Annotated in this window: 18 protein-coding genes; 16 read left to right on the top strand and 2 right to left on the bottom strand. The window is 37.4% G+C overall.

Going from position 1 to position 25,457, the window contains the following annotated elements:
• Window positions 1-9 precede the first annotated feature (9 nt).
• From B7E04_RS00410 to B7E04_RS00385, 5 genes are all read left to right on the top strand, one after another.
• A complete protein-coding gene (locus B7E04_RS00410; RefSeq protein WP_080776644.1) occupies window positions 10-4,239 on the top strand; it encodes a PAAR-like protein in 4,230 nt (1,409 codons plus the stop codon).
• A 12-nt stretch (window positions 4,240-4,251) separates the two neighbouring features.
• Window positions 4,252-5,460, top strand: a complete 1,209-nt coding sequence (locus tag B7E04_RS00405; RefSeq protein WP_139785299.1) for a hypothetical protein — start codon at window positions 4,252-4,254, stop codon at window positions 5,458-5,460.
• A gap of 320 nt (window positions 5,461-5,780) precedes the next feature.
• Window positions 5,781-7,028, top strand: coding sequence for an ornithine--oxo-acid transaminase (gene rocD, locus B7E04_RS00400; protein ID WP_080776907.1), 1,248 nt, complete (start codon window positions 5,781-5,783; stop codon window positions 7,026-7,028).
• Window positions 7,028-7,783, top strand: a complete 756-nt coding sequence (locus B7E04_RS00395; RefSeq protein WP_080776642.1) for a glycosyltransferase family 2 protein — start codon at window positions 7,028-7,030, stop codon at window positions 7,781-7,783. The genes rocD and B7E04_RS00395 overlap by 1 nt, the downstream gene beginning before the upstream one ends.
• Window positions 7,784-8,189: 406 nt before the next feature.
• Window positions 8,190-8,933, top strand: coding sequence for a polysaccharide deacetylase family protein (locus B7E04_RS00385; protein ID WP_080776640.1), 744 nt, complete (start codon window positions 8,190-8,192; stop codon window positions 8,931-8,933).
• Here the strand turns inward: B7E04_RS00385 and B7E04_RS00380 are convergent.
• Window positions 8,930-10,009, bottom strand: coding sequence for a glycosyltransferase family 4 protein (locus tag B7E04_RS00380; protein WP_080776905.1), 1,080 nt, complete (start codon window positions 10,007-10,009; stop codon window positions 8,930-8,932). The two genes, B7E04_RS00385 and B7E04_RS00380, sit on opposite strands and share 4 nt — an antisense overlap.
• Before the next feature lie 59 nt (window positions 10,010-10,068).
• Here B7E04_RS00380 and B7E04_RS00375 point away from each other — a divergent pair, with 59 nt between their 5' ends.
• From B7E04_RS00375 to B7E04_RS00335, 9 genes are all read left to right on the top strand, one after another.
• Window positions 10,069-11,046 (top strand): WaaS/CpsH family glycosyltransferase, encoded by a 978-nt coding sequence (locus B7E04_RS00375; RefSeq protein ID WP_080776639.1) that lies wholly within the window; start codon window positions 10,069-10,071, stop codon window positions 11,044-11,046.
• Entirely contained in the window at window positions 11,043-12,230 is a 1,188-nt protein-coding gene (locus B7E04_RS00370; RefSeq protein ID WP_080776638.1) for a glycosyltransferase family 4 protein, read from the top strand. Before B7E04_RS00375 ends, B7E04_RS00370 begins: the two co-directional genes overlap by 4 nt.
• Before the next feature lie 72 nt (window positions 12,231-12,302).
• The gene (locus B7E04_RS00365; protein WP_080776637.1) at window positions 12,303-13,523 is read left to right on the top strand and encodes a glycosyltransferase family 61 protein; all 1,221 of its coding nucleotides are present in this window, start codon (window positions 12,303-12,305) and stop codon (window positions 13,521-13,523) included.
• A complete protein-coding gene (locus tag B7E04_RS00360) occupies window positions 13,520-13,975 on the top strand; it encodes an N-acetyltransferase (protein ID WP_080776636.1) in 456 nt (151 codons plus the stop codon). Before B7E04_RS00365 ends, B7E04_RS00360 begins: the two co-directional genes overlap by 4 nt.
• A 167-nt stretch (window positions 13,976-14,142) precedes the next feature.
• On the top strand, window positions 14,143-15,120 hold the full coding sequence (locus B7E04_RS00355; RefSeq protein ID WP_080776903.1) for a WaaS/CpsH family glycosyltransferase: 978 nt from the start codon (window positions 14,143-14,145) through the stop codon (window positions 15,118-15,120).
• Window positions 15,121-15,131: 11 nt separating this feature from the next.
• The gene (locus B7E04_RS00350; protein ID WP_139785298.1) at window positions 15,132-16,682 is read left to right on the top strand and encodes a hypothetical protein; all 1,551 of its coding nucleotides are present in this window, start codon (window positions 15,132-15,134) and stop codon (window positions 16,680-16,682) included.
• 27 nt (window positions 16,683-16,709) lie between these two features.
• Entirely contained in the window at window positions 16,710-17,615 is a 906-nt protein-coding gene (locus B7E04_RS00345) for a glycosyltransferase family 2 protein (RefSeq protein ID WP_080776634.1), read from the top strand.
• 236 nt (window positions 17,616-17,851) lie between these two features.
• Window positions 17,852-19,579, top strand: coding sequence for a glutamate--tRNA ligase (gltX, locus tag B7E04_RS00340; RefSeq protein ID WP_080776633.1), 1,728 nt, complete (start codon window positions 17,852-17,854; stop codon window positions 19,577-19,579).
• 48 nt (window positions 19,580-19,627) lie between these two features.
• Window positions 19,628-20,584, top strand: coding sequence for an acetyl-CoA carboxylase carboxyltransferase subunit alpha (locus tag B7E04_RS00335; RefSeq protein WP_080776632.1), 957 nt, complete (start codon window positions 19,628-19,630; stop codon window positions 20,582-20,584).
• A 65-nt stretch (window positions 20,585-20,649) separates the two neighbouring features.
• Here B7E04_RS00335 and B7E04_RS00330 read toward each other — a convergent pair whose 3' ends face one another.
• Window positions 20,650-21,405, bottom strand: a complete 756-nt coding sequence (locus tag B7E04_RS00330) for a DUF6759 domain-containing protein (protein ID WP_080776631.1) — start codon at window positions 21,403-21,405, stop codon at window positions 20,650-20,652.
• Window positions 21,406-21,549: 144 nt separating this feature from the next.
• Here B7E04_RS00330 and tsf point away from each other — a divergent pair, with 144 nt between their 5' ends.
• Window positions 21,550-22,377, top strand: a complete 828-nt coding sequence (gene tsf, locus B7E04_RS00325) for a translation elongation factor Ts (RefSeq protein WP_062653866.1) — start codon at window positions 21,550-21,552, stop codon at window positions 22,375-22,377.
• A gap of 224 nt (window positions 22,378-22,601) precedes the next feature.
• Entirely contained in the window at window positions 22,602-25,409 is a 2,808-nt protein-coding gene (locus tag B7E04_RS00320) for a T9SS type B sorting domain-containing protein (RefSeq protein ID WP_080776630.1), read from the top strand.
• Window positions 25,410-25,457 lie beyond the last annotated feature (48 nt).

The raw sequence follows: 25,457 nt of genomic DNA, 5'->3' as shown, positions 1-25,457 counted from the left end.
ACACAAATCATGGCAGATAAAGGATTTATTATTGTAGAAGGGGCAACTGCATATTGTAGCAATTCAGCATCAAATAACTCTAAAGCTACTGCGGTTCCATTGGAAGTAAAAAGCCAGAAGAAAAAACTTGGTAAAAATAAATATTTTGCACAGGGTAAGCCGGTAGCAACTTATCTGGATGACAAAGCTGAAAGTTTTGGAGGCGGAAATGGCTTTGGTAACTGTAAAGGTTCAGATGGTAAGCCATATCCCTGCAAAGGAAGGTGTAATCTTAAGTATAAAGATTACTATGAAAATGTAGAATTCAACAAAAGTATGAAGGTACTCTTAGATGTTTCTACAGCCGCATGCCCGGGGTACGGTGTTCCGGGAACAGTTGCGTTTGCCACCACCGGACAATCCAATAATGTTTCCCAGATTGATGTAAAGGAAGCCGATGAGTTTTCGGTGGCTAATGCCTCACCACAATGGGCAACCTCATCAGGAACTTCATCTTCCACCTCCGTATCAGCAATTTCAATGAATCTTCCGGTACCTATAGCTAAGCCTACGGGAATCTATTATTATATTCTGATGCCTTCTTCACCCTGGAATTCGTTTTTACCTTCTTTTACTGCTGATAATCTTTATCTTCAGGCACAGTTCAAAGGAGACGCCGCAAAGATCATCTGGGCCCTTTTTAAAGGAGAAGATACCAAGGATAAGATCAAAACATTCATAGGCCTAGGCAGCATTTTTAACCAGCCTATGGCTAAGATCTTTGAAAACCTGCCGGAAGGAAAATACAGAATAGAAGCTTACGGAAAGAAAGCAGGAGATAAAAACTGTGCAATCATCATTGAAGTTGTAAAAGATTTTGTAAAAAAAATAAGTGTTCCGGGAAATTCCACACTGGTTAAAATTCCCATTCCCGTATCCATAGAGTATAAACTCAATACCGCTGCCGACCAGATGAAAATACTGAACCGGAATATTTTCAACCCGCTTGGTACTGCGGCCCAATGGAGGATAAAACAAGGAACAACAGTTTTGTATAACAGCCTTACCGGAACTTCCGCTTCTCATATCGTTGCTGTAAATAAAGTTGGAAATACAGCCATGCTGACCTTTAAAAATGCCGGAACATATACCGTGGAAGCATTCACAGATGCCAATGATCCAAAACCTGAATCGGTTCAAATAAAAATTGAAAATACGCTGGGTATTATGGGGGTAACCGGTGAACCGGGTATACTCCGCTCAAGCGACATGCTAAAAGTTCAGGCATCCAGATTCAATGTGGCCTATCTTCCGGCAGCAGGAAAAACAGCACACTGGTATCTGAAGAAGGAAGGAGCGGGAAGAATAGCTGTCTTTGAAACCTCTCCTTCTTTCAGGACACCTGTAATTAATAAAAGAGCGGATGCACTTCTCAGCCAGGATGCCCACCTTTCAACCGGGCAGTATCTGGGCAGATATACTTTGGAAGCTTATGCGAATCCCGTGGGAGCAGGGAAACAGCCTGCGTTTTCAGGATCAGATACTTTCAGTTTTGAGATTATTAAAAATGTCATTGATCAATTTAAACTTCCTGCCGGGAATATTCCAAAAGGCACTAAAGTAAAATATACGGCTACCGCAAGAATTGCAACATTGGCCGGAAATGAAGCCATAAAAATAGATGTACCCCAAAACGTTACCGATAATGGAGACGGCACCCTCACTTTCAACGAATTGGGTGAATTTACAATCTCCGCTTATTTAACCGGTGATCAGACAGATAATAAAAAAATTGACACCAAAATAAAAGTTTCCGAACCCGCCATTAAAAGGGCACTCTGGGCCTATGGAACCGGAGTAAAGCGTACAGAAACCGGTTTTGGGGAAGACACTTATGGATTTATTGAAATTGACGGCCTTCAAAATCAGTCATTGAAAATAAAGATCTGGGTAAAGGGCGATGGTGATGACTTTTACAAAGAGAAAGAAAAATATATGCTGGAGGAAAAGAGTGTAACCCTCAACAGTGAAGGAAAAGCTTCCTTCGTAATCAATACTAGCGAAGACTACAAAAAGAAACTGGATACCGCTATTCCCAAAACAGCTGAAAATCCGACTCCAAAATATCGCCTGGTTTTTACCATAGAGCTTCAAGCATCCTCTTCCACAGATATTATACTACCCGCAAATATTTCAATAGTGGGAACCAAACCTGTAGTGATAGATGCAGCTACTACTTATCTTGAGGTTCTGGACTCCAATGAAGAGCTTGTCATTACATCGGAGCAAAAAGTGGTGTCCATCATGTTTTCCACCGAGGATGGCAAAGATATCCAGCGGATGCAGACCTTCTATGGGAAAACTCACAAAATCTGGGTGCATACCGTAAATATGACAGAAGAAATCTTAAAGGTTGATGTTTTTAAAGAAGTCCCAAAGGAAAGCCTCAATGAAAAGGATCATATTGTATATACCCACGAAAGCAAAGAGAACTATAAAGATGAAAAAGTAGGAAAAGACGGTCTGCTGGAAGTTTCATTCACCGCAAAAGAAGATTGGAAAACCCCACCCAAAAATTTTGATTATTATATCGCTCAGGTTTCACGTCAGCTTAAAGATCCTGCAGATCCTGCAAAAAAAATCTGGAAAGCTGAAAAGATACAAGTGACCATCAATAATACCCTTCCTGCTGATCTGGTCCGTACCGAAGATATGGAAAAACTGGGAATAAAAGCTTACAAACAGGACGGAACACCTTTCACCCAGGACGAAATGCTTGAATTACGGAAGCAGTTTATCTTCTACGAAAGCGGGTGCCTGAAAGTTTCACAAAAGGAAACACCGGAAGTCATTGATAATGATGTGGTGCCTGTGGTGGTGGAAATGGCGGAGGTGAAGAAAGAAGGTGGAGAATGCACAAGATGCAAAGCAAAGATTACATTACCGGAGCTCCAACAGATATTTTTCAATGGAAGTATTACTCTGATGGAAAAATGTCTTCCCTTTATTAATGAATATTTTGAAAAATTTAAAATAAACACCTGTAGACGTAAAGCTCATTTTTTTGCACAGGTGAGAACAGAAACAGATCTGGTAACTTTAACTGAAAGTTTAAAATACAGCTACAGCACATTATTCAATAGTGATTTAGCTTATTATAAAGGGAATGATGCAAGATGTAAACAGGATGCACTAAACGAAAGATCGATAGGTATTAATGCCTACGGAAGCAGATTAGGAAACAGAGCAGGAACTAAAGACGGTTTTAACTTACGCGGAAGAGGCTTTATTATGGTAACCGGAAGAGTAAATTATGAAGGTTTTCAAAAATTTTTCAATACTCATAGAGAAAGTCTTGGATTACCTGTTACAAAATTTATTACATTAGATAATGATTTTACGGGGGAACAACCGGAAAAATTAGCGGAAGAAAAATATGCCGTTTTATCGGGAATTAGTTTCTGGGTAACTAAGGGACTTAACGAAATAGTCAGCAATGGTACTGATGAATTAAAAACAATTAATGATCTTGTTGATGTCATTAATAGTAAAACAAGCTCCAGAGATAAAAGAAGAGCTTCATATCAGGGAGGAAAATATATTTATAAGAAAAAAGAAGGCAACTATACAACCGGAACAAAAGCTATTTTTAAAGTAGATCAATGTGGAGGGCAGGATACCGGTATGGCCTTGGCTGGAAAGGCCCCATGGATGCCATTCGCATTCCCGGAAGTTGGGCAAAAAGCTATTGCTGGTTCTGATAATAACCCTCGCATTAATGATTATTTTAATGCCTCTTCAAATGGTAAAGGTCTTGACGAAGGAACGAACTGGTGCGGAGCTTTTGTAAGCTGGGTTTTTGCACAGGCAGGATATGCCCCTCCTCCACTTTCATGTAGAGCAGCCATGTGGCAATTCTGGAAGCAATTAGATAAGAGCAAACCTATTTACGGCGCAGCAGCAGTTATTGATTGGGGAGATAATGAGGCAGCAACTGCAAATGGAAGCAGTGTGGGAGGAGACGGACATATTACATTTGTTATTGGAAAAAGTGAAGATGGAAAACATTATTATTGCTTAGGTGGAAACCAGGGAGGAGTAAAAGGAGCCAGAACTGTAAAAATTTCAAAATATTCAGAATCTGATATTGACTGGTTCGTTATCCCTCCAAATTATACACCTACAGAAGATGAATATAATCTGAAAGTGATGACCAGCGAAGCTGATGTTGATTCTCAGTCAAACACAAGAAGTAATTAAATATTATATATTATGAAAAGTATTTTGTTATTAGGAATTTTTTTAATGATGAATAAATGTGACTCTCAAACTCCAACTAATACACAAACTATGGATTATACTCAACAAGATTCTTATATCCCTGTCCTGAAATCTCAGCTATCAGCAGGAGTAAGCGGGGAAAAGAATGAAACAGATTACCCAACCTATCAATTTAAAATAAAAGATATAGAAGCAACTGAATCCATTATATTACAGGAATTAAAAGATAATGGCTTCAAAAAACCTTCTGTGGAAGAATTTAATAGCAAGATTAAAGAAGTATTTCATAGGATTATTGATCCAAAATCAGAAACAAAATATCTCCAGATCAATTTTGAAGATAAATGTTCAAAAAATTTTAACCTTTTTAAGAATTCAAATAGTATAGATGCCAATCCATACAGTACTTATGTCTTTAAAAACGGATTATTTATTTCTGATTTTTATAGTATCCCGGAAATATTTGATTATACTAAAAATTCCGATTTTACAAAATATGAGAATGGAGCTGTAGCTAGTAATAAATCAGGTGATGTAAAGATATATTATTGGAAAGATCTATCCGATTTAAAAAATATCCGGAAACAAAATATAAAAACCATTGCAGCTAGAAATATGTACTTTTTTAATAACAATACATCTTCAATCACGTGGCTTGTACAGCATGATCAGCTTTTTATCAGAAACCTTGTTAAATATTTTGGATATGATAAAGAAGCTAAATTTAATGAGTATGTAATCAACTATTTAAATTCTAATCTACTGGATAATTCAAAAGATCTCTACAATTATATTGCTTCTAAAGACTGTAATGGGAAAACAGAAATAAGATCATCGTTCCTCAATTCTTATGAAACAGTATTTAATACTTCAAAGAATGTAAAAGATTTACTGATCTTAAAATATTTAAGTTCAAAAATAATTAATAATGAAATTCAAACTGAATTTAATGATCAGGATAAGATGAAAATACTAGCTTTTATGGCTAATACATATGATCCTCTTTTCAAACAATTTCATAATAAAAGTAACGATTGGGGAGACATGACCATATTAGCCGATTACAGAGATTTTATCGGAGAAGAAGAATGGAACAAAGTGAAAAGTGAATATCAATCAAATAATTACTACGGTTTACCCAAATTAAAATCAGTGATTGAATATGCAGATCTGTTTGACAGCGTAGGTGCTCCGGATTAAAAGCGCTGCTACTTATGATAAGCACGGCAATATCATCTCCGATATAACATCGAGCAATAAAGAACTCACTGGTCAGATGACCAGGAAATAGACTATGAATAAATATTGCCATGGTCCGGAGCGGACAGAGAAAAATGATCTCGTCCCAAAAATATTCCGGAAAGATATAAAACCTATCCTGCCTGATAAAGAAGGAAATATTTTCTAAAAACAATAATGCATCCCCTTAAAATACACTGTAAATCCCAACGTGTACTGTATTACGTTTTTGTTCATTCATCTCATTAATAATGCTTAAATTTGCCGTAAAACCAAAACATATGTCAACAGCAGCAACAGCAAAAAACTCACAGTATTTTATTGACCTTGAAGAAAAACACGGAGCGCACAACTATCACCCTCTTCCAGTGGTTCTTGACCGCGGGGAAGGCGTTTTTGTATGGGACGTGGAAGGCAAAAAATATTATGATTTTCTTTCAGCATATTCTGCTGTGAACCAGGGGCACTCCCACCCTAAAATTGTAGGAGCATTGGTGGAACAGGCACAGAAACTGGCCCTGACGTCAAGAGCATTTTACAATTCAAAACTGGGCGAGTACGAGCAAAAAATCACCTCTCTTTTCGGTTTTGATAAGGTTCTTCCCATGAACTCCGGGGCCGAGGCTGTAGAAACAGCCGTAAAACTAGCCAGAAAATGGAGCTATGAAGTAAAGGGAATTTCTGAAAATGCCGCAAAGATCATCGTTTGCGAAAATAATTTCCACGGAAGAACAACAACCATCGTTTCTTTCTCCAATGATCCTGATGCTAACCAGAATTACGGGCCCTTCACGCCTGGATTCATCAAAATTCCTTACAATGATACTGCAGCACTGGAAGAAGTACTGAACAGAAAAGCTGCAAATATTGCCGCATTCTTAGTTGAGCCAATTCAGGGAGAAGCCGGTGTATATGTGCCGGATGAAGGTTTCCTGAAAACAGCTTCAGAATTATGCAGAAAACATAATGTATTATTCATCGCTGATGAGGTTCAGACCGGGATCGCAAGAACCGGACAATTGATTGCGTGTCACCACGAAAATGTACAGCCGGATATCCTGATCTTAGGAAAAGCCCTGTCCGGAGGGATGTATCCTGTATCTGCGGTATTGGCCAACGATTCTATCATGAATGTGATCAAGCCGGGACAGCATGGTTCTACTTTCGGAGGGAATCCAATTGCATGTGCGGTAGCAGTAGCTGCTTTAGATGTAGTTGCAGATGAAAAATTATCTGAAAGAGCAGAACAATTGGGTCAGCTTTTCAGAGCAGAAATTGAAAAAATCATCGAAAAAAACAGTCTGATTACCAAAGTAAGAGGGAAAGGCCTTCTGAATGCAATCCTGATCAATGACACTCCGGAAAGCTCTACAGCATGGAATTTATGCTTACAGCTAAAAGAAAACGGACTTCTGGCCAAGCCAACGCACGGCAATATCATCAGATTGGCACCACCTTTGGTTATTACAGAAGAGCAGCTTTTAGACTGCGTAAAAATCATTGAAAAAACTATCACAGAATTTCATTAATGAAGTTATCAGTCTGTTATATTGTTTTAAATGGGGAAAGAATCATTGAGAAAAGCATCAATAGTATTCATGAAATAGCTGACGAGATCATTGTCGTTGATTCTTTTTCCACAGACAAAACCAAAGAGATCTGTACCGGATTTCCGAAGGTAAAATTTATCCAGAAAAAATTTCACGGCTTCGGCTGTCAGAAAAACTATACCCTGTCTGAAGCTTCGGGAGAATGGATTCTGTTCCTGGATTCTGATGAGGTTCCGGACAAAACTGCTGTACAGGCAATTAAAGATGTTCTAAACAGTGCTCATCCTCCCTATAATGTTTATGAAATCCACTTCAACAATATCCTGCTGAAAAAAACCATTAAATATGGTGGTTGGGGTAATGTATGGAGAGAAAGGTTCTTCAAAAAAGGTCATGGAAAGTATACCGACGATCTGGTGCATGAATGTTTTTTAACACAGGACAAAAAAGGGAAATTACCCGGAAACATTGACCATTACACCTATAAAAGTATTGCCCATCATATTGAAAAAATCAACAGCTATACCCAGCTGATGGCGGAAAAAAAGATTTCCAGCGGAAAATCCGTTTTTATTTTGAAGATCATTTTTGCGCCTTTTTTTGATTTCATGAAGACTTATTTCTTCAAATTAGGTTTTTTGGATGGGGTTGCCGGATTTTACATTTCAATCACAGGGGCATTTTACACCTTTCTGAAATACATAAAAATCAATGAGCTGATGAAATTCAAATAATGCTCTTTTACAGATACACATTAAAAAAAGAGCCGGGTATGTCATCCATATCCGGCTCTTTTTATTTTCCCCTATCTTCTCTATTCTTACAGACCAGTTTTAGGATGTAGATAGTCAGATCATCTTTGTTCATCCTTTTTCTGATGATGTTTACGCCGTTTTATCTAGCTTTGTGGTTGTTGATCAGATCGTTTGAATATGATTTTAATGTTTTTTTAAGCTGTTCCATCATATATTTCACTAATTTTGGTGGATTGTAACAACGGTCTTTTTTACAACGACTTATATCATATTCAAGGGTAATTAATTTTACCACAAATAAAAACTTTAGAAATATTTTGAGCATATTCGGCTGTATGTAGAAAAATTTACACAACCCGCCAAAGAATCTCAAATTCAGATAACCATGTTCAGATTTGTTAAAAGGTCACTTGGGTTTTCAAAATCCGACAGTGTCCGCATCCTTATGTATCACAAAGTTCTTCCGGAGAAAGAGATCTCAGGCAAAGATTTTATGACGGTCTCTGCAGAAGACCTGGAAAAACAGTTTCAGTATATTAAAAATCGTTATAATACCGTATTTTTCAATGATCTGAGCAGCTGTTGCCAGCTTAAAAAAAAGCTGATTCTTACTTTTGATGACGGTTATCTCAACAATCTTAAGTACCTGGTTCCACTGTTGGAAAAATACCGGCTTAAGGCTACCATCTTTATTCCAACCGGACTAATCCCGAATCATGAAACAGGGACAGACCGGCAGATGATGACATTTGAGGAAATCAGATCACTTAATCCTGAATATGTAGAGATTGCCCTGCACAGCCATGCTCACAGAAACTATTCCCAGATTTCCCTCAAAGAAGCAGAAGACGATATTCATGAAAATATCCGCACTCTGGAAGAAAATGCGATTTCTTTTACCCGGGTACTTGCGTATCCTTATGGTAAATTCCCCAAGAAAGGAGAACAGAAAAAAGCTTTTTTTTCTATACTTGAGAATGCAGGAATCACTTCTGCCGTACGTATTGGTAACAATATCGACTATTATCCGTGGAAAAATAAATTCGAGATCAAGAGGATTGATATTAAAGGCTGTGACAGTTTTAATATTTTTAAATGGAAATTAAGGTTCGGAAAGATCAAGCTTTAATTCAACAGTTCGCGGTAAAGCTTTTCGTAGGCACCCGCCATCTCCAGATAGCCGAATTTCAGAGCTCTTTTCTTTAATTGTAAAGCCAATTCATCCCTTTGCGAATCATACATCTGCATCCCGGAGGTATATACCTGCTGCATATGCTCTGCAGAGAAATCATCAAAGTAAAAAGCAAGATCTCCCCCGATTTCCGGAAGGCTCGTCAGCCTGCTTAGAAAAACGGGTTTGCCGAAATACATAGCTTCTACAGGCGGAATCCCGAAGCCCTCTGCCAATGATGGATGACAGTACGATTCACAGTGTTGAAGAAGATAATATTTTTCATTGTTATCCACATTTTCCAGGATATGTACCCTGTTTTCCAATCCCAGTGTTTTGATCTTCTCTAAAAACTTTTCTTTGTAGGCAGACTTTGCAGAAGAAGTAACCAGCACAAGATGTCTGTCATTTTTCGAGATAAGGTCCAGCAGCACTTCCTGGTTCTTTTTTGGAAAAAGCACCCCGATATTCAGGATGTATTTTTCACCAATAAAGCTGTAGCTGTTCTTTGAACTGAAATCTGTAGTTTCCGGAAAGATCAGTCCATTGTAAATGACCTCCAGTTTAACCTTGTCTTTCAAAGTAAAAAGTGCCTTATTCTTAATAAAATCATCTTTTACAAATTCCGATATACAGACTACAGCATCCGCATTCCCAATGTTCTTCTGAACAAGTTTTTTACTTTTGTTCATCTTATTTTCAGAGCTGTTGTCATGTAAAAAATTAAGATCATGAAGCGTTACTATTTTCTTCTGTCCTTTTCTGATATGATGAAAATAATCGGAAAGCTGGTGTGCTGTATGGATGAGATCAAATTTCCCGGTATTAACAGGAATTTTCTTTTGCCAGAATTTCCAGTCGATAACCGTAAAGTTTTTTTTTGTCTGCGGAATATTTTTTTTGGGGCCGTAAAAAGTATAGTCAAAATCAGACTCTTTATCATCCAGACCCTTTATTAATGAAACACATACGTTCGCAATTCCCGACTTCGGGTACTTTAATCTTTCAGCATCAATAAGAATTTTCTTTGGCATTCCGCTCTGGGTTTGCATCAAAAATATAAATTTAATTATGAAATTTTTATTTTTGCAGTATGAAAATTTGTTTAATCAGCTTCGATTTCTGGCACTATGATGAACACATCGTGGAAAAACTGAGTGATAAAGGCATTCAGGCCTGCCATATCAACATCGGAGCCTTTACCCACAAAAATACTGGTGAACGTTTGAAAAACACTTTCAGCAAGATTTTTCTGGGTAAAAACCCGAAATATCATAAAAGACAAAGTTTCATACTGGAATCTCTGGAAAAAATAGGAAAGCAGGACCAGATTCTGGTGATCAATCCCGAAGCGATTGAAGAAAGCATTCATAAAAAGATCAGGGAATATGCAGACCGCAATATTGCCTACCTCTATGACAGCATGGCCAGAAACCCTGCGACCCATCTTCTGCACTATTTTGATACAATATTTTCCTTTGATGATAATGATGTAAAAAAATTCGGATTTGAAAAGATCACGAATTATAATTATCTCGATCATATTCCCGCCGAACAGCAAAATCCGGAGCTGGATCTGTTCTACATTACTTCTTATGATCAGAAAAGACTTTCAGCATTAAACATGCTGATCAACAGAATATACTCCATGAAAATAAAATTTGAGGTATATATGGTGGGGAAAAAGGGCTGGAAAAATAAGCTGAACCAGATTATCGATCAAAAGAACATCGATATTCTAAAATTCGGAATAAAAAAAATACCTCATGAGGTGCTGCCAGAGTATTATAAGAATACAAAAGTTATTCTTGACCTGATGCGTGCCAACCAGACCGGGCTCAGCTTCAGAATATTTGAGGCCATGGCCCTGGAAAAGAAAATCATCACGGATAATCCTACCATTAAAACCTACGATTTTTATAATCCTAAAAATATACTGGTTCTGGATAAGAACTTCCGTAACATAAAAAAAGATTTTTTCAACACCCCATACGAAAAACTGCCGAAAGAAGTTTATGATAAGTATACCCTTGACCATTGGGTGAACACAGTATTTAAACTGAATGCATGAAAGAAATAAAAAGTGTGCTGATCGTTACCCGGGAATATAAGTGTTCGCAGGGCCCTAAAGTAGGAGGTACAGGTGTATTTTACAAAAACCTTTCTGCAGAACTGGTAAAAAGAGGCATTTCCGTACATGTATTTCTCATCTCAAAATATGCATTCACCGCTGAAGAAGATGGCGTAAAGATCATATCCATCAAAGACATTTTTAAAGCCAATCCTTTTCTTGAGCTTGTCCGGTCGTTTACAGGAAAGATAAAAGCCCTGGAACAGGTTCATTTCAACACCTATATTTCTGAGAAGAAAAAAATATCCAATACCATAAGCGCCTGGATCAAGAAGAACAATCTTCATTTTGATATTGCGGAAACCCATGACTTCGACGGACTGGCACTTGCCATTCCTGAACATATTCCGTACGTGATCAGATGCCACGGCTCCTGGTCTGTGCTGGAAAAATATTTTGGCTATAAAAAAGTTCACAAAGGAAGAATTTTCTGTGAACAGCGGGCTTTTAAACAATCAAAAAATATCATTACGATATCTAAATATAATGAGACGATCAACAAAAGCCTTTTCGCCATTAAAGATCCTAAGCTCATTTATAACGGTATTGACGAAAAATTCTACAGGCCGGTACACAATGCAGAGATCATTCCTCATTCTGTTTTCTATTTGGGAAATGTTTCTTTTGAAAAAGGAGCAGATACCCTGATTAATGCTTTTATTAAGCTTAAGCTGAATTATCCTGATGCATCGCTTCATTTCATAGGAAATCCCAACCACTACCCTGCCTATGTATCTGAGAACATTCAGGATCCTGAAACCAGGACTTCAATTCATTTTCACGGGAATAAATCAGGAGCGGAAATTGTACAGCTGATCAGCCAGGCAGAGGCGGTATGCTTCCCCTCCAAAGGTGAAAATTTTAGCTTATCTTTGCTCGAGGTAATGGCAATGCAAAAACCAGTGATATGTTCGGCGATCGATTCTTTCAAAGAAATCATAGAAGAATCTGTTAACGGCCTGATCGCTACAGAAGAAAACTTTCATGAGAAAATAGGCTTTATTTTCGAAGATGATGATCTCAGAGACCGATTAGCATTGAATGCCAGGAAGTTAATAGAATCAAAATTCGGGATTGATAAGATGGTGGATGAAACCATACGCTATTACCAGGAAATCATATAGAGATACAACCGGTATCTTCTGTACATACGAAACAAAGCAACAGAAATGCTTAGGCTATCCCAAGTTTAGAATATGAATGCGCAGGAACAAATTGAAAATTTAGAAAAGCAGCTTAAGGCTCTTAGAAAAAAATATTATATCAAATCCTTTTTCAGAAAAGCAAAAAGGCTGGTCACCGATTTTTTACCACTGGATTCTATTCCTTCCGAATACTGTTCGGAGAGAATAATGGTCCGTGAAAAAGAAGAAGTAGATATTTTTCTCCCTAAAACTTTTAATACGACTCAGGTTTCTGTAAAAACACCTAAAAATGCTATAGAGATTTTTGCACTTCAAAATGTACTGTGTATTCCAAATTCCACTTATTTTTTAAACCTGAAAAAAGATAAAATCTTTTATGAAAAGTGGCATGATGATGACAGGATTACTTACGTATACAATACCACCAATTTGATACAGCATTCAATGACGCTTGCCAAGGTGAAAAATTATAAAAATGTATACTATGATGATGAAGCTATTTTTCTGGGGGGAACCTTCACATTCAACTATTATCATTTCCTGGTAGACATCCTTTCCAAGGTCGAGTTTTTTAAGCATATTCCTGATGCAAAGAATAAGCTGATCATTATGGATGAAGATGTGCAGAAAGTTCAAAACCTGAAAGACCTTCTCATGTTCTTTCTTAAAGATTACAGGATTGTATTCCTCAGAAATGATAAAAATTATTATCAGTTCAAAAAACTATGGCATATTACGAGTGTAAATTATGCCATCCCGAATATTATGCCGGGGGAAAAATATGAAGCCGGATTTGCAAAGTTGTTGAAATCTTCTTTGCTGTACCTTAGAAAAACAGCCTTTGATTACTTAGACCTGAATAAAGTTCAAATACAGCCTGTAAAAAAAATATTCATTTCAAGAAGATCTCAATATAGAAAATATAATAATCCTGAAATTTTTGAAGCAGCAAAGAAATATGGTTTTGAAGAGGTTTTCTTTGAAGATCTTAACATCCATGAACAAATCTATCTGGTTAGTAAAGCTGATTATATTATTGGTCCTACCGGAGCAGCCTGGACGAATCTCCTTTTCACCAATCCACAAGCCAAAGGATTACTTTGGCTTAGTTCCGTCTGGGGTGATTTTTCTATTTTCTCCACATTAGCAAAAGAAACAGGGCTCGATTTATATTTTTATATTTATCCTCAGACAAGTAAAGATTTTCATGAAGACTATACATTAGATCCTGAAATTTTCACTAATAAACTAAAGCAAATTTTAAACCTATGATCAAAATACATCCTACAGCAGAAGTACTGAGTAAAACTATTGGTGAGCATACGATGATATGGCAATATTGCGTTGTACTTCCCAATGCCATAATAGGTGAAAACTGTAACATTAATTATAATGTTTTCATAGAAAATAATGTTTATATCGGAAATAATGTCACTATAAAACCAGGCGTACAAATATGGGATGGAATTTCTATTGAGGATAATGTTTTTATAGGCCCTAATGTGACTTTTTCCAATGATAAATATCCCGTTTCAAAAAATACGAATTTCAATTTACTACAAACAATTGTCAAAAAAGGCGCCTCTATCGGGGCAAATGCAACCATACTTCCCGGAATTACAATTCATGAAAATGCAGTGATAGGGGCCGGAAGTGTAGTGACAAAAGATGTACCTGCCGGAGAAACCTGGTTCGGAAATCCAGCCAAGAAACGAACTACATAAAAATTTTAGAAATATTTTATTAAATACATATATTAAAATTAATTCATTTGATTAATAGTTAGTTTTATTATCAGATAGCTACCAAAAAGCCATTTTTAATTAGATTATTTACGTAATCAATACTTATGCTTCTAATCAATTTGATAATGAAATTTTTATTTTTGCATATGAAAATTTGTTTAATCAGCTTTGATTTCTGGCACTATGATGAACACATCGTGGAAAAACTGAGTGATAAAGGCATTCAGGCGTGCCATATCAACATCGGAGCCTTTACCCACAAAAATACTGGTGAACGTTTGAAAAACACTTTCAGCAAGATTTTTCTGGGTAAAAACCCGAAATATCATAAAAGACAAAGTTTCATACTGGAATCCCTGGAAAAAATAGGAAAGCAGGACCAGATCCTGGTGATCAATCCCGAAGCGATTGAAGAAAGCATTCATAAAAAGATCAGGGAATATGCGGACCGCAATATTGCCTACCTCTATGACAGCATGGCCAGAAATCCGGCTACCCATCTTCTGCACTATTTTGATACAATATTTTCCTTTGATGATAATGATGTAAAAAAATTCGGATTTGAAAAGATCACGAATTATAATTATCTCGATCATATTCCCGCCGAACAGCAAAACCCGGAGCTGGATCTGTTCTACATCACTTCCTATGATCAGAAAAGGCTTTCAGCATTAAACCTGCTGATCAACAGAATATACTCCATGAAAATAAAATTCGAGGTATATATGGTGGGAAAAAAAGGCTGGAAAAATAAGCTGAACCAGATTATCGATCAAAAGAACATCGATATTCTAAAGTTCGGAATAAAAAAAATACCTCATGAGGTGCTGCCGGAGTATTATAAGAATACAAAAGTTATTCTTGATCTGATGCGTGCCAACCAGACCGGGCTCAGCTTCAGAATATTTGAAGCCATGGCCCTGGAAAAGAAAATCATCACGGATAATCCCACCATTAAAACCTACGATTTTTATAATCCTAACAATATACTGGTTCTGGATAAAAACTTCCGTAACATAAAAAAAGATTTTTTCAACACCCCATACGAAAAACTGCCGAAAGAAGTTTATGATAAATATACCCTTGACCATTGGGTGAACACTGTATTTAAACTGAATGCATAAAAGAAATAAAAATGTACTCATTGCAACAAAGGAAATATATGACCAATATGGATTCTATCCCGAATGATAAAGCAGGACAGTTTTTTTCTTATGGATTATTGTTTTTATCAGTCTTATATTTAGCTTTCATAAGTGTTTATTCCATTAATCAGGCTGATTTAGGGTTTCAGTTATCTGCCGTGGCCAGATTAAAAACAGGGCAGATTATATATAAAGACTATGATTTTATCCGGCCCTTTTTCAGTATTGTTTTTTGGGATTATCTTCTGAAATTTACTCCGCTGCAGTCTGGTTATTTGATTTTAATTTCAAGAATTCTCGTCATTGCACAGAGTTTTTTAACTTGTTATTTAATACAAAAAATCATTTTTAAGAGAAAGGATGTTCTGACTACAGTATTTCTGACCATTTGTTTTCTTCATACCTTTCCCATAATGCCGTGGCATACCATAGACGGCATTTTTTTCTCTGTGCTTGCTTTATTTTTCTATAAGAAGAAATGGTATCTGAGTGCACTCATTTTTGCTTTATTTGCAACCCTTACCAAGCAGTCTTTTATTTTTTTCGGAATTGGTGCATCTGTAATCATTCTTAATGATTTTTTCAAGAACCGGGAAATTGTCAAAAAAGATGGATATATATTTACTCTTTCCATATTATTTTTAGTTATTGTCCTTTTTCAGTACAGGATTATTGAGAATTTCAGCTTATTTATCAAACAGGTTTTCCAGACCGCATCACCTTCATATCTTTATGAAGGCTGTATAGCCCCTTACCTAACTTTTGAAAAAAACTTCCACACTATTCTTTATATTATTTCACTCATAATAATCTACTTTCTCAACATCAATAAAAAAGTATTCGAAATACTGCTGGCTGTCGTATTACCCGTTTTTATAATCTACCCGTTTTTTAATGATGGGCAGTTCAAGGGAGCATATGTACTTTATGTTTTCCTATTCATTTTATTTCTAAAATATGAACGGACAAACAAATTTGTATTTCTGCTTTTGCTCCTCGGGTGGTGCTCTTCCATTTCATGGGGATACAATACCCCGCTTTTTTTTATTTTGATTTTGCTTTACAGGTTTATCGAAACACAAAATAAACTGTTTATTCCTTTATGGGCCTGCACTTTATTTATCTTTTCAGCGTATAGAACTAAGTACCCCTATGCTTCTGAAGGTTTTACAACCGAACATTTTTTCATTAAAAACATGCCGGCAGTATCAGGATTACTGGTTTCAAAAAAAGAATATTCCTATCTTTTGGAAGCACAAGAGATAAACAGGACGTACAAGAACGTAATATTTCTTCCTGCTTCTCCTCTGTTGGATATTATAAATTCAAGTTTCATCAACAGGGCTTCATGGGAAATGGATGTTGAATACCCCAGCTGGAAATCTGATCTTAAAAAATTTAAAAACCATACAATAGTTGTAGATCATAATCTTCTTCCTTATTATAAAGAAGGTTTTTTTGTAAGTTCTATCACCCTTGTTGTAATGAAACAGAAAAAAATAATTAATAAAACAAAATCTTTTACGATCTACAGTAATTAGATTAAAGTCCGTATAAGCACCATAAACATGAACACACCTCCACTTGTAAGCCTCATCATCATCACCATGAACCACGAGAAGTTCATTGAACAGGCATGTGTGTCTGCTATTTCACAGGATTATCCCAATTATGAAATCATCTTTCTGGATAATGCCTCGAAAGACCACACATTTGAAAATGCAGAAAAAGCACTTTCAAAATTTGCGAAGCATTATAAGATGATCCGGAATACGGAAAGTTTTGGAGTGGCAAAAAACCTCAATATTGCAGTTTCAGAGGCTTCCGGCCAATACGTATCTGTGCTTTCCGGAGACGACTGGTTAACGGAAGATCATCTTTCAGAAAAGGTAGCCTACATCGAGGAAAAAAAAATAGACTTTATCCTTTCGGACGGATACAAATATTACCAGTCTGAAGATAAAACCACCGACATCTATACCCCGAAAGAAAAAAAACAGGTGATAGAAAGCCTTGATCAATTTTTTCATGAAAATGTTTCGGGAAACAAAACAGCCAACGTAGGAACATTCGTAAAAAGAGAACTTCTGGTGCAATATCCGTTTGACGAAAACATCAATACCGAAGACTGGGATATGAACCTAAGACTGACTTTCAAAGGATACAAAATCGGATTCATTGACAAAAAACTATTCTACTACAGAATTCTTTCCACCAGTCTTTCCAGAAACTGGAAGGTAATGAAGGATTCCTATGAAAAAGTCACTCATAAATACCTGGATTATATAAAGGCAGACAAAGAGCTTTATAAAAAATACAAGCTAAATCTCATTCATTTCAAATATGAGATTCTTTTATCAGAAACCAACTCGGAATCTGAAAAAAAGAGACTTCAGAAAGAATGGAAAAAGGAAAAATACAGGATCAAATATAAAAATCCGGTATTGTTCTTCAAGCTGCTGATGCTTAAATAAGACAGGAAGTCAGAAGCTGGAGGATGGAAGTTATTCAGCCATCTAAAAATCAGCTGACGTCTGATTTTATTGATTTCTTTTAAATATTTTAAATCAAATCTTACTACAACCGTAAGATATTATCAGCCTGACAGTAACTTCCATCCTCAAGCGTCCGGCTTTCGCCCCTTTAATCTCAACTTTCTTGCCTTCAACTCGGGTAATTTTAAGTAAATTTGCACAAAATTTTTATTGAAATGGAGAAAGTAAGAGTCCGTTTTGCTCCAAGTCCTACGGGACCTTTGCATTTGGGAGGCGTAAGAACCGCATTATATGATTATCTTTTTGCTAAAAACCAGGGTGGTGAATTTGTTCTTCGGATTGAAGATACGGATACGGCAAGATACGTAGAAGGAGCTGAAGATTACATCGAAGAAGCTTTAGAATGGTGCGGAATCATCCCTGATGAAAGTCCTAAAAAAGGAGGAAAATATGCCCCTTACAGACAGTCTGAAAGAAGAGAGATCTACGACAGGTATACGGAGCAGATCCTGAAAACAGACTACGCCTATATCGCTTTTGATACGCCCGAAGAGCTGGATGCAATCCGTTCTGAATTTGAGGCAAAAGGAGAAGTTTTCTCCTATGACAACAGAACCAGAAACCGTTTGAGAAACAGCCTGGCACTTTCTGAAGAAGAAGTACAGAAATTACTGGATGAAAAAACACCCTATGTGGTAAGATTCAAAATGCCGGTAGACAGAACTCTGAATCTTGAAGATATCATTCGCGGAAATTCTTCCGTGAATACCAATACACTGGACGATAAAGTCCTTGTAAAAAACGACGGAATGCCTACTTACCATTTCGCCAACATCATTGATGACCATGAAATGAAGATTTCTCACGTGATCCGTGGGGAAGAATGGCTGCCATCACTAGGCTTACACACTTTATTGTATGAGGCCATGGGCTGGGAAGCTCCACAGTTTGCCCACCTTTCTCTTATTCTGAAACCGGATGTTTCTACATTAATCAATAAAGATAATATCGACAGCATTACCAAATCTTTTACCGATGAATTTGTAATGAAAAACAGTCAGTTTTCTTTTGATGAATCAGCAGAACTTATTAAATCATTCTTTGCGGAAGTAAAAAGTCCGAGATTTAAATCCATGCTGGGCGAAAACGATCAGGACAATCCGTTAACTGCTTCTGTGAAACAGTTTTTAAAGAAAGGGCTTTCCGGAAAATTAAGCAAAAGAGACGGTGATAAATTCGGATTCCCTGTATTTCCGCTGGATTTCAAAGATCCTGTGACCGGGGCGGTTTCCAAAGGATACAGAGAAAACGGATATCTTCCTGAAGCGTTTATCAACATGGTAGCCTTGTTAGGATGGTCTCCTGCTGATGATAAAGAGGTTCTTTCACTGGAAGAAATGGGTAAAGAATTTGATCTTCATAAAGTTCACAAGGCTGGTGCAAGATTCAGCAAAGAAAAATCAGAGTGGTTCAATCACCAGTATATCCAGATGAAATCTAATGAAGAGCTTCTTCAGATCTTAAAAAATACCGTATCTGAACTTTCCGGAGTTTCTGATGAAAAGCTCATAAGAATCATCAACCTGATGAAAGAAAGAGCTACTTTCCCGAAAGATATCTACGAAAACGGAAAATTTTTCTTTGAAGCACCGGTTTCTTATGACGAAAAAGCCTCTAAAAAAGCATGGAATGAAGAAACATCTGCCGTTTTAGGAGAGCTTGCAGATAGTCTTACCACTACTGAGTTCACCGCTGAAATCCTTAAGCAGGCCGTTCACGATTTTGCCGAAAACAAAGGTCTTGGAATGGGAAAAGTGATGATGCCGCTGCGTTTGTCTCTGGTAGGAGAACTGAAAGGCCCGGATGTTCCGGACATCATGGAACTGATTGGAAAAGAGGAAAGTATCTCCCGAATAAACAATGCAATCAATAATTTTAAATAGTTTTTCATAATTTTTCATAAATTTGAAAGATTTAATTTACTTCAAGAAATGGAATATTTAAGTTTCGAACTTCCTATAAAAGATCTGATGGATCAACTTCAAACTTGTTCTTTAGTAGGAGAAGAAAGTGGTGTTGATGTAAAATTAGCATGCAGCCAGATTGAGGATAAGATTTTAGAAAAGAAAAAAGAAATCTATGGAAATCTTACCCCTTGGCAAAGAGTACAATTATCCCGTCATCCGGATCGTCCGTATACTATAGACTATATCAATGGAATGGTGGATAAAGGAAGTTTCCTGGAACTTCACGGAGACAGAAATTTCGCAGATGACCCTGCAATGATTGGTGGTTTAGCTACATTGGACGGTCAGAAAGTAATGATCATAGGAACCCAGAAAGGGAGAACCACCAAAGAAAGACAATACAGAAGATTCGGAATGCCGAATCCTGAAGGATACAGAAAAGCTTTGCGACTGATGAAGCTTGCTGAAAAATTCAAGATTCCTGTAGTAACTTTAGTAGATACACCGGGAGCCTATCCGGGATTGGAAGCTGAAGAAAGAGGACAGGGAGAAGCTATTGCCAGAAATATTTTCGAAATGGTTCAGCTTAAAACGCCTATTTTCACTTATATTATTGGTGAAGGAGCGAGCGGCGGAGCCCTGGGAATAGGTGTAGGAAACAAAGTATACATGCTTGAAAATACATGGTACACCGTAATTGCACCGGAAAGCTGTTCTTCCATCTTATGGAGAAACTGGGATCACAAGGAAGATGCAGCCAATGCACTGAACCTTACCCCAAAAGATGCATTAAGAGAAAAATTCATCGACGGTATTATTGAGGAGCCGCTTGGAGGTGCCCAGTACGATCCTGAAACAGCGTATCTGAATCTGAAAAATTCAATTTTACAGAATATCAAAGCTTTTTCAAAATTCTCAGGACAGGAACTTGAAACCCAGAGACAGGAGAAATTCATTGCGATGGGACAGTTTAAAGGATAAAAAATTAAAAGCGGTTAAGAAAAAAATTCTTAACCGCTTTTTTTATAGTTTCCTTCTTATTTTTTCTACTCAGAAACGTTGAGTGCAATCTCGATATCCTGTGTTATTTTCTTAATGGATGAATATTTTGCATCACACACCATAGTGGTAAGTACATATTCCCCTTTATCTATCAGGATAAAATTCTGTCCTTTTGCGGGAACACTCAGGTTATAATATTTTTTTCCGCTTATTTTAACGATCAGGTTGCAGCTGGACCTGTTCTTGATATTGATATAAGCTTCATTTTTGTTCAGATCATTATTGAAAAGGTGGGTAAGCATGGCTGCAGTTTTCTTATTGGCTTCACTGGGTTCGGATTTGGCGACACCAGCAGTTTTTGCTGAACTTTTGGAAGCAGCCAGCCTCTCTTCTTTCAAAGCATTGATAGCATCATTCACTTTATCTGAATTTTTGCTGTTACTTTCTGGTGTTGCTTTATTAACTGCAATCACTTTACCGCTGTTCAGCTCATTATTCTGAACAATTTTTTCAATTTTATCTTTACTGATTGGTTTTATGGTTGGTTTAGCTTCCGGTGAATTATCCGCCATGATCAAATCAATCAGTTTTCTTTTAAAATAATCTGTTTTGGCATGTCCCGGATTTTGTTTCAGAAAACCGGCAATAACCCTGGCTTCTTTTGAAGCATCAGCATCCTGCTCTGTATAGATGATAACGGTTTCTTTTTCTACAACGGCTTTAGATTTCGTTTTTTTCTTTTTTTGAGAAAAACCTAGTGTAAAAATGCATAAAAATATAAGGAGAAGGATTTTTTTCATTAATCAAGCCTTTAAAATAATATTAAATATATCAATAACGTGAAAAGTCATTTTTTAGTTTATCATTAAAATCATTATCTTTGCACTGCTCTAAAATTAAGCTAAAAATTAATACTAATCTTTAAATAAAAAATAATAGATATTATGTCTTATACACCAGCTGCTGCAGACGTAGCAAAATTAAGAAACCAAACAGGTGCAGGTATGATGGACTGCAAGAAAGCTCTAGTTGAAGCAGAAGGAGACTTCGAAAAAGCTGTAGATATCCTTAGAAAAAAAGGACAGAAAGTAGCGGCTAACAGAGCTGACAGAGAATCTACTGAAGGAGCAGTAATTGCAAGAGTAAACGAAGACAACACTTTAGGTGCTGTTATTTCTCTTAACTGCGAAACTGACTTCGTGGGTAAAAACGAAGCGTTCATTGAACTGGCTTACGAACTGGCTGAAATGGCAATCTTCGCGGCTACTAAAGAAGAGCTTTTAGCTACAGATTTCCACGGAATCACTGTTGCTGAAAAATTAATTGAGCAAACAGGAGTTATCGGTGAGAAAATCGAAATCGGAGTTTTCGAAAGAATCGAAGGACCATACCTTGGTGCTTACATCCATGCTGGAAACAAAATTGCTGCGATCACTTCCCTTTCTGCTAAGGTAGATGGTGCTGACGAAGCTGCTAAGTCTGTTTCTATGCAGGTTGCTGCTATGAACCCTATCGCTTTGGATGAAACAAGAGTTTCTCAGGAGACGATTGATAAGGAATTAGAAATCGAAAGACATAAACTTACTGAAGAAGGTAAGCCTGCAAACATTATCGACAATATCCTTAAAGGTAAAATGCAGAGATTCTACAAAGACAACACTTTGGTACACCAGGATTTCATCAAGGACAACTCTATTTCAGTTGCTGACTATGTGAAATCTGTAAATGCTGACCTTAAAGTAACAGGATTTGTAAGAGTAAGCTTAGCTTAATCCTCTTTCAATAAATTATACAATCCCGGTGAAAATTCACCGGGATTTTTTTTATGATCATACTGCAGTTATGGAGGCACTTTACAAGACCATACAAAATTACCAGTTTCATATTCCGGACGGCCTTTAGTTAAATATCGTGAATAATTTTTAACTTTTGTTATATTTATTTAATACTATTTCAAATATTATTTTAAATTTGTAGAAATCCTAATTCCACACACATGAAAAGATTTCTACTCAGTTTAGTATTATTTCTTTTATCAGTAAATACCCTTCTGGCGCAGAGGGATACCGAGCATTGGATTGCTCCGTATTATGATAGCTTCGGAGGATATACCAACAGGCTATATATTTCCACTGATTCAGTAACGCCTTTTGAAGTAAAAATATATAATAACAATTCGGCGACCCCGCTTACTACCCTTACGGTAAGTAAAGGAGATCCGCAGACCTACACAGTAGATCCCAGCATCATTTCAGCTAATACAGCGGCTGATGCTTTCCAGGTAAGTACCAAAGGTTTGTACTTAAAAGGTGACAAACCTTTCTACTGCAGTTTAAGGATTGCGCAGTTTGCCCATGGTGAAATTATTACCAGCAAAGGAAAAGCAGGTACGGGAAAAGAATTTTTCGTAGCAACTGCTCCCAATACCGACACCGATTCGTTCTATAATTTTACAGCAGGAGTTCTGGCTACCGAAGACAATACCACCGTTACGGTAAGCTGGACCAACCCCGTAACCTTTTTCGGGGGAACTCCTACAGGAACTACCCATACCTTCACCATAAATAAAGGAAAATCATTTATCCTGGCAGGGCCGGGAAACGTGGCTGCCAATCAGTCAGGCTTTATGGGCGCTAAAATTGTCTCAGATAAACCGATTACGCTTACCAATGGTAGCTGTAACGGTAACTTTTCAACTTCCACCACAGGAACAGATCCGAGTCTTGACCAGTCTGTACCAACAGACAGGCTTGGAAATACCTTTGCCATGGTAAAGACAAAATCTACAGCTCCGGCCCTTAATATGGAAGGCGGTCTGATCATTGCAACCCAGGACAACACAGAAATATTCCTGAACGGATCCACCACTCCCGTTTCTACGATTAATGCGGGAGGATGGTACAGAATCAACGAAACAAGCTATGTGGTCCAGCCGGGAGCAGGAACCCATTCCAATATGTTTATTTCCACGTCCAAAAACGTTTATTTATATCAGTTTATTGGAGTAGGCTCGAGTGATGCCACCAATGGATTCAATTATATCCCGCCATTGAACTGTTTCCTGCCTAGAAGGATTGATGAAATCGGGAAAATCAATGAAATGCCGGGCATTACATCTGCCATCTCCCTAAAGCTTAATATTCTGACAGAAACCGGCGCTACTGTTATGGTAAACGGCGCCCCTCCTACAGCAGCAGAGGGACCTTATCCACTGACTGGGAATACACAATGGGAAACCTACGCTGTGGAAAATGTTACCGGAAATATTACCATCACTTCTACCAAAGCAGTAACTGCAGGAATCAACGGAGGATACAGTACAGCTGGATATGGCGGTTATTTTGCCGGATTCTCATCGATTCCTGTTATCGCGAAAAAAACAGGAGAATGTGCTCCGGGCATCGTGCTGGAGGTGGATGACAGCTACGAAGGTTACCAGTGGTTCTTAAACGGAACTGCCATTGCGGGTGCTACGGCCAATACCTACTCACCTACAGCTTCCGGAAACTATACGGTAAAAGTATCCATGGGTACATGCCCGCCGATTACAACACCTATCTATAAGGTACATACCTGTTTAAAACTGACTACAAAGACATTGACCGCATGCTCTACCAAAGTAATTACCCCGGCATTTACATCTTCTACCCAGACTCCTGTAGCAGGAACACTGGTGATTATTACGCCGCCAACACATGGTACTGCTGTTGTCAACTCAAACGGCACCATTACTTATGTTCCAACTTCCGGATACTTTGGTGCGGATCAGATCGTTTACAAATTCTGTGGTAACGCCCCTGAATTTATAGACTGTGAGCAGGTTACATTAAATATTACAGTAGTTCCGTTCGTAGTAAGAGATGCATTAATCAAAGCATGTCAGTACGATGTAGACCCTTATGCTTATTTTGATCTTACTAAAGCGAACATTACAGACTACGCTGCGGTAACTAAAAAATACTACCCAACACTAGCTGACCTGAATGCAGGGACCAATGAGATCACTACTCCAGACAATTACCCGTCTGCGGGAGGATATGTTTACGTAAAAGTGACCACCAACGAAGGTTGTACAGCTATTGCAAAGATTGAGCTGATTGCCCTGCCAATAAAAAAATCTCCTATACTTGTAGACCAATACATCTGTGTAGACAGCACAACAAATCTGGATGCTGGTCCGGGATATGAATCTTATCTGTGGAATACAGGAGCTACAACATCTTCTATTCAGAATGTAGGAGTTGGTGAATACTCTGTAATCCTTGGTAAGAACGGATGTTTGCTTAAGCAGACGGTGAGGGTAAGAAAAGCTGAAGATCCGGTGATCACTAAAATTGAGATTACGAATACAACAGCAACAGTTATTGTAGACGGAGGAAAACCTCCTTACAAATATGCAGTAGACGCTCCAAATAACTGGCAGGATTCCAATGTATTCACAGGATTAACGAGAGGTCAGCATACATTCTATGTAAAAGATATGTACAACTGTGATCCTACAACGGTAGAAGTAACAGTTCCAAATCTGATTAACGCTATTACACCTAACGGAGATAACAGAAATGACTTCATCGATTACAGTGAACTGGGATACAAAGAAAACCTTACATTTATGATCTATGACCGTTACGGGAACATGGTTTTCACCGGAAACAAATTCAATAATTATAAATGGGACGGAAGACACTATGACAAGAAGCTTTTAACCGGAACCTATTGGTACCATATCAACTGGAATGAAACCAATAAAGAAAAAACTCCGATCAAATATACAGGATGGATTTTAGTGAAAAACGTTGAATAAACCATTTTTAACAATAAATAATTAACCGCGATTTGAAATCGCGGTTTT

It is taken from the genome of Chryseobacterium phocaeense, from assembly GCF_900169075.1.
In the GTDB taxonomy this organism is placed as follows: domain Bacteria; phylum Bacteroidota; class Bacteroidia; order Flavobacteriales; family Weeksellaceae; genus Chryseobacterium; species Chryseobacterium phocaeense.
Note: the sequence above shows the minus strand (reverse complement) of the source record. Positions and strands in the feature narration are given on the sequence as shown.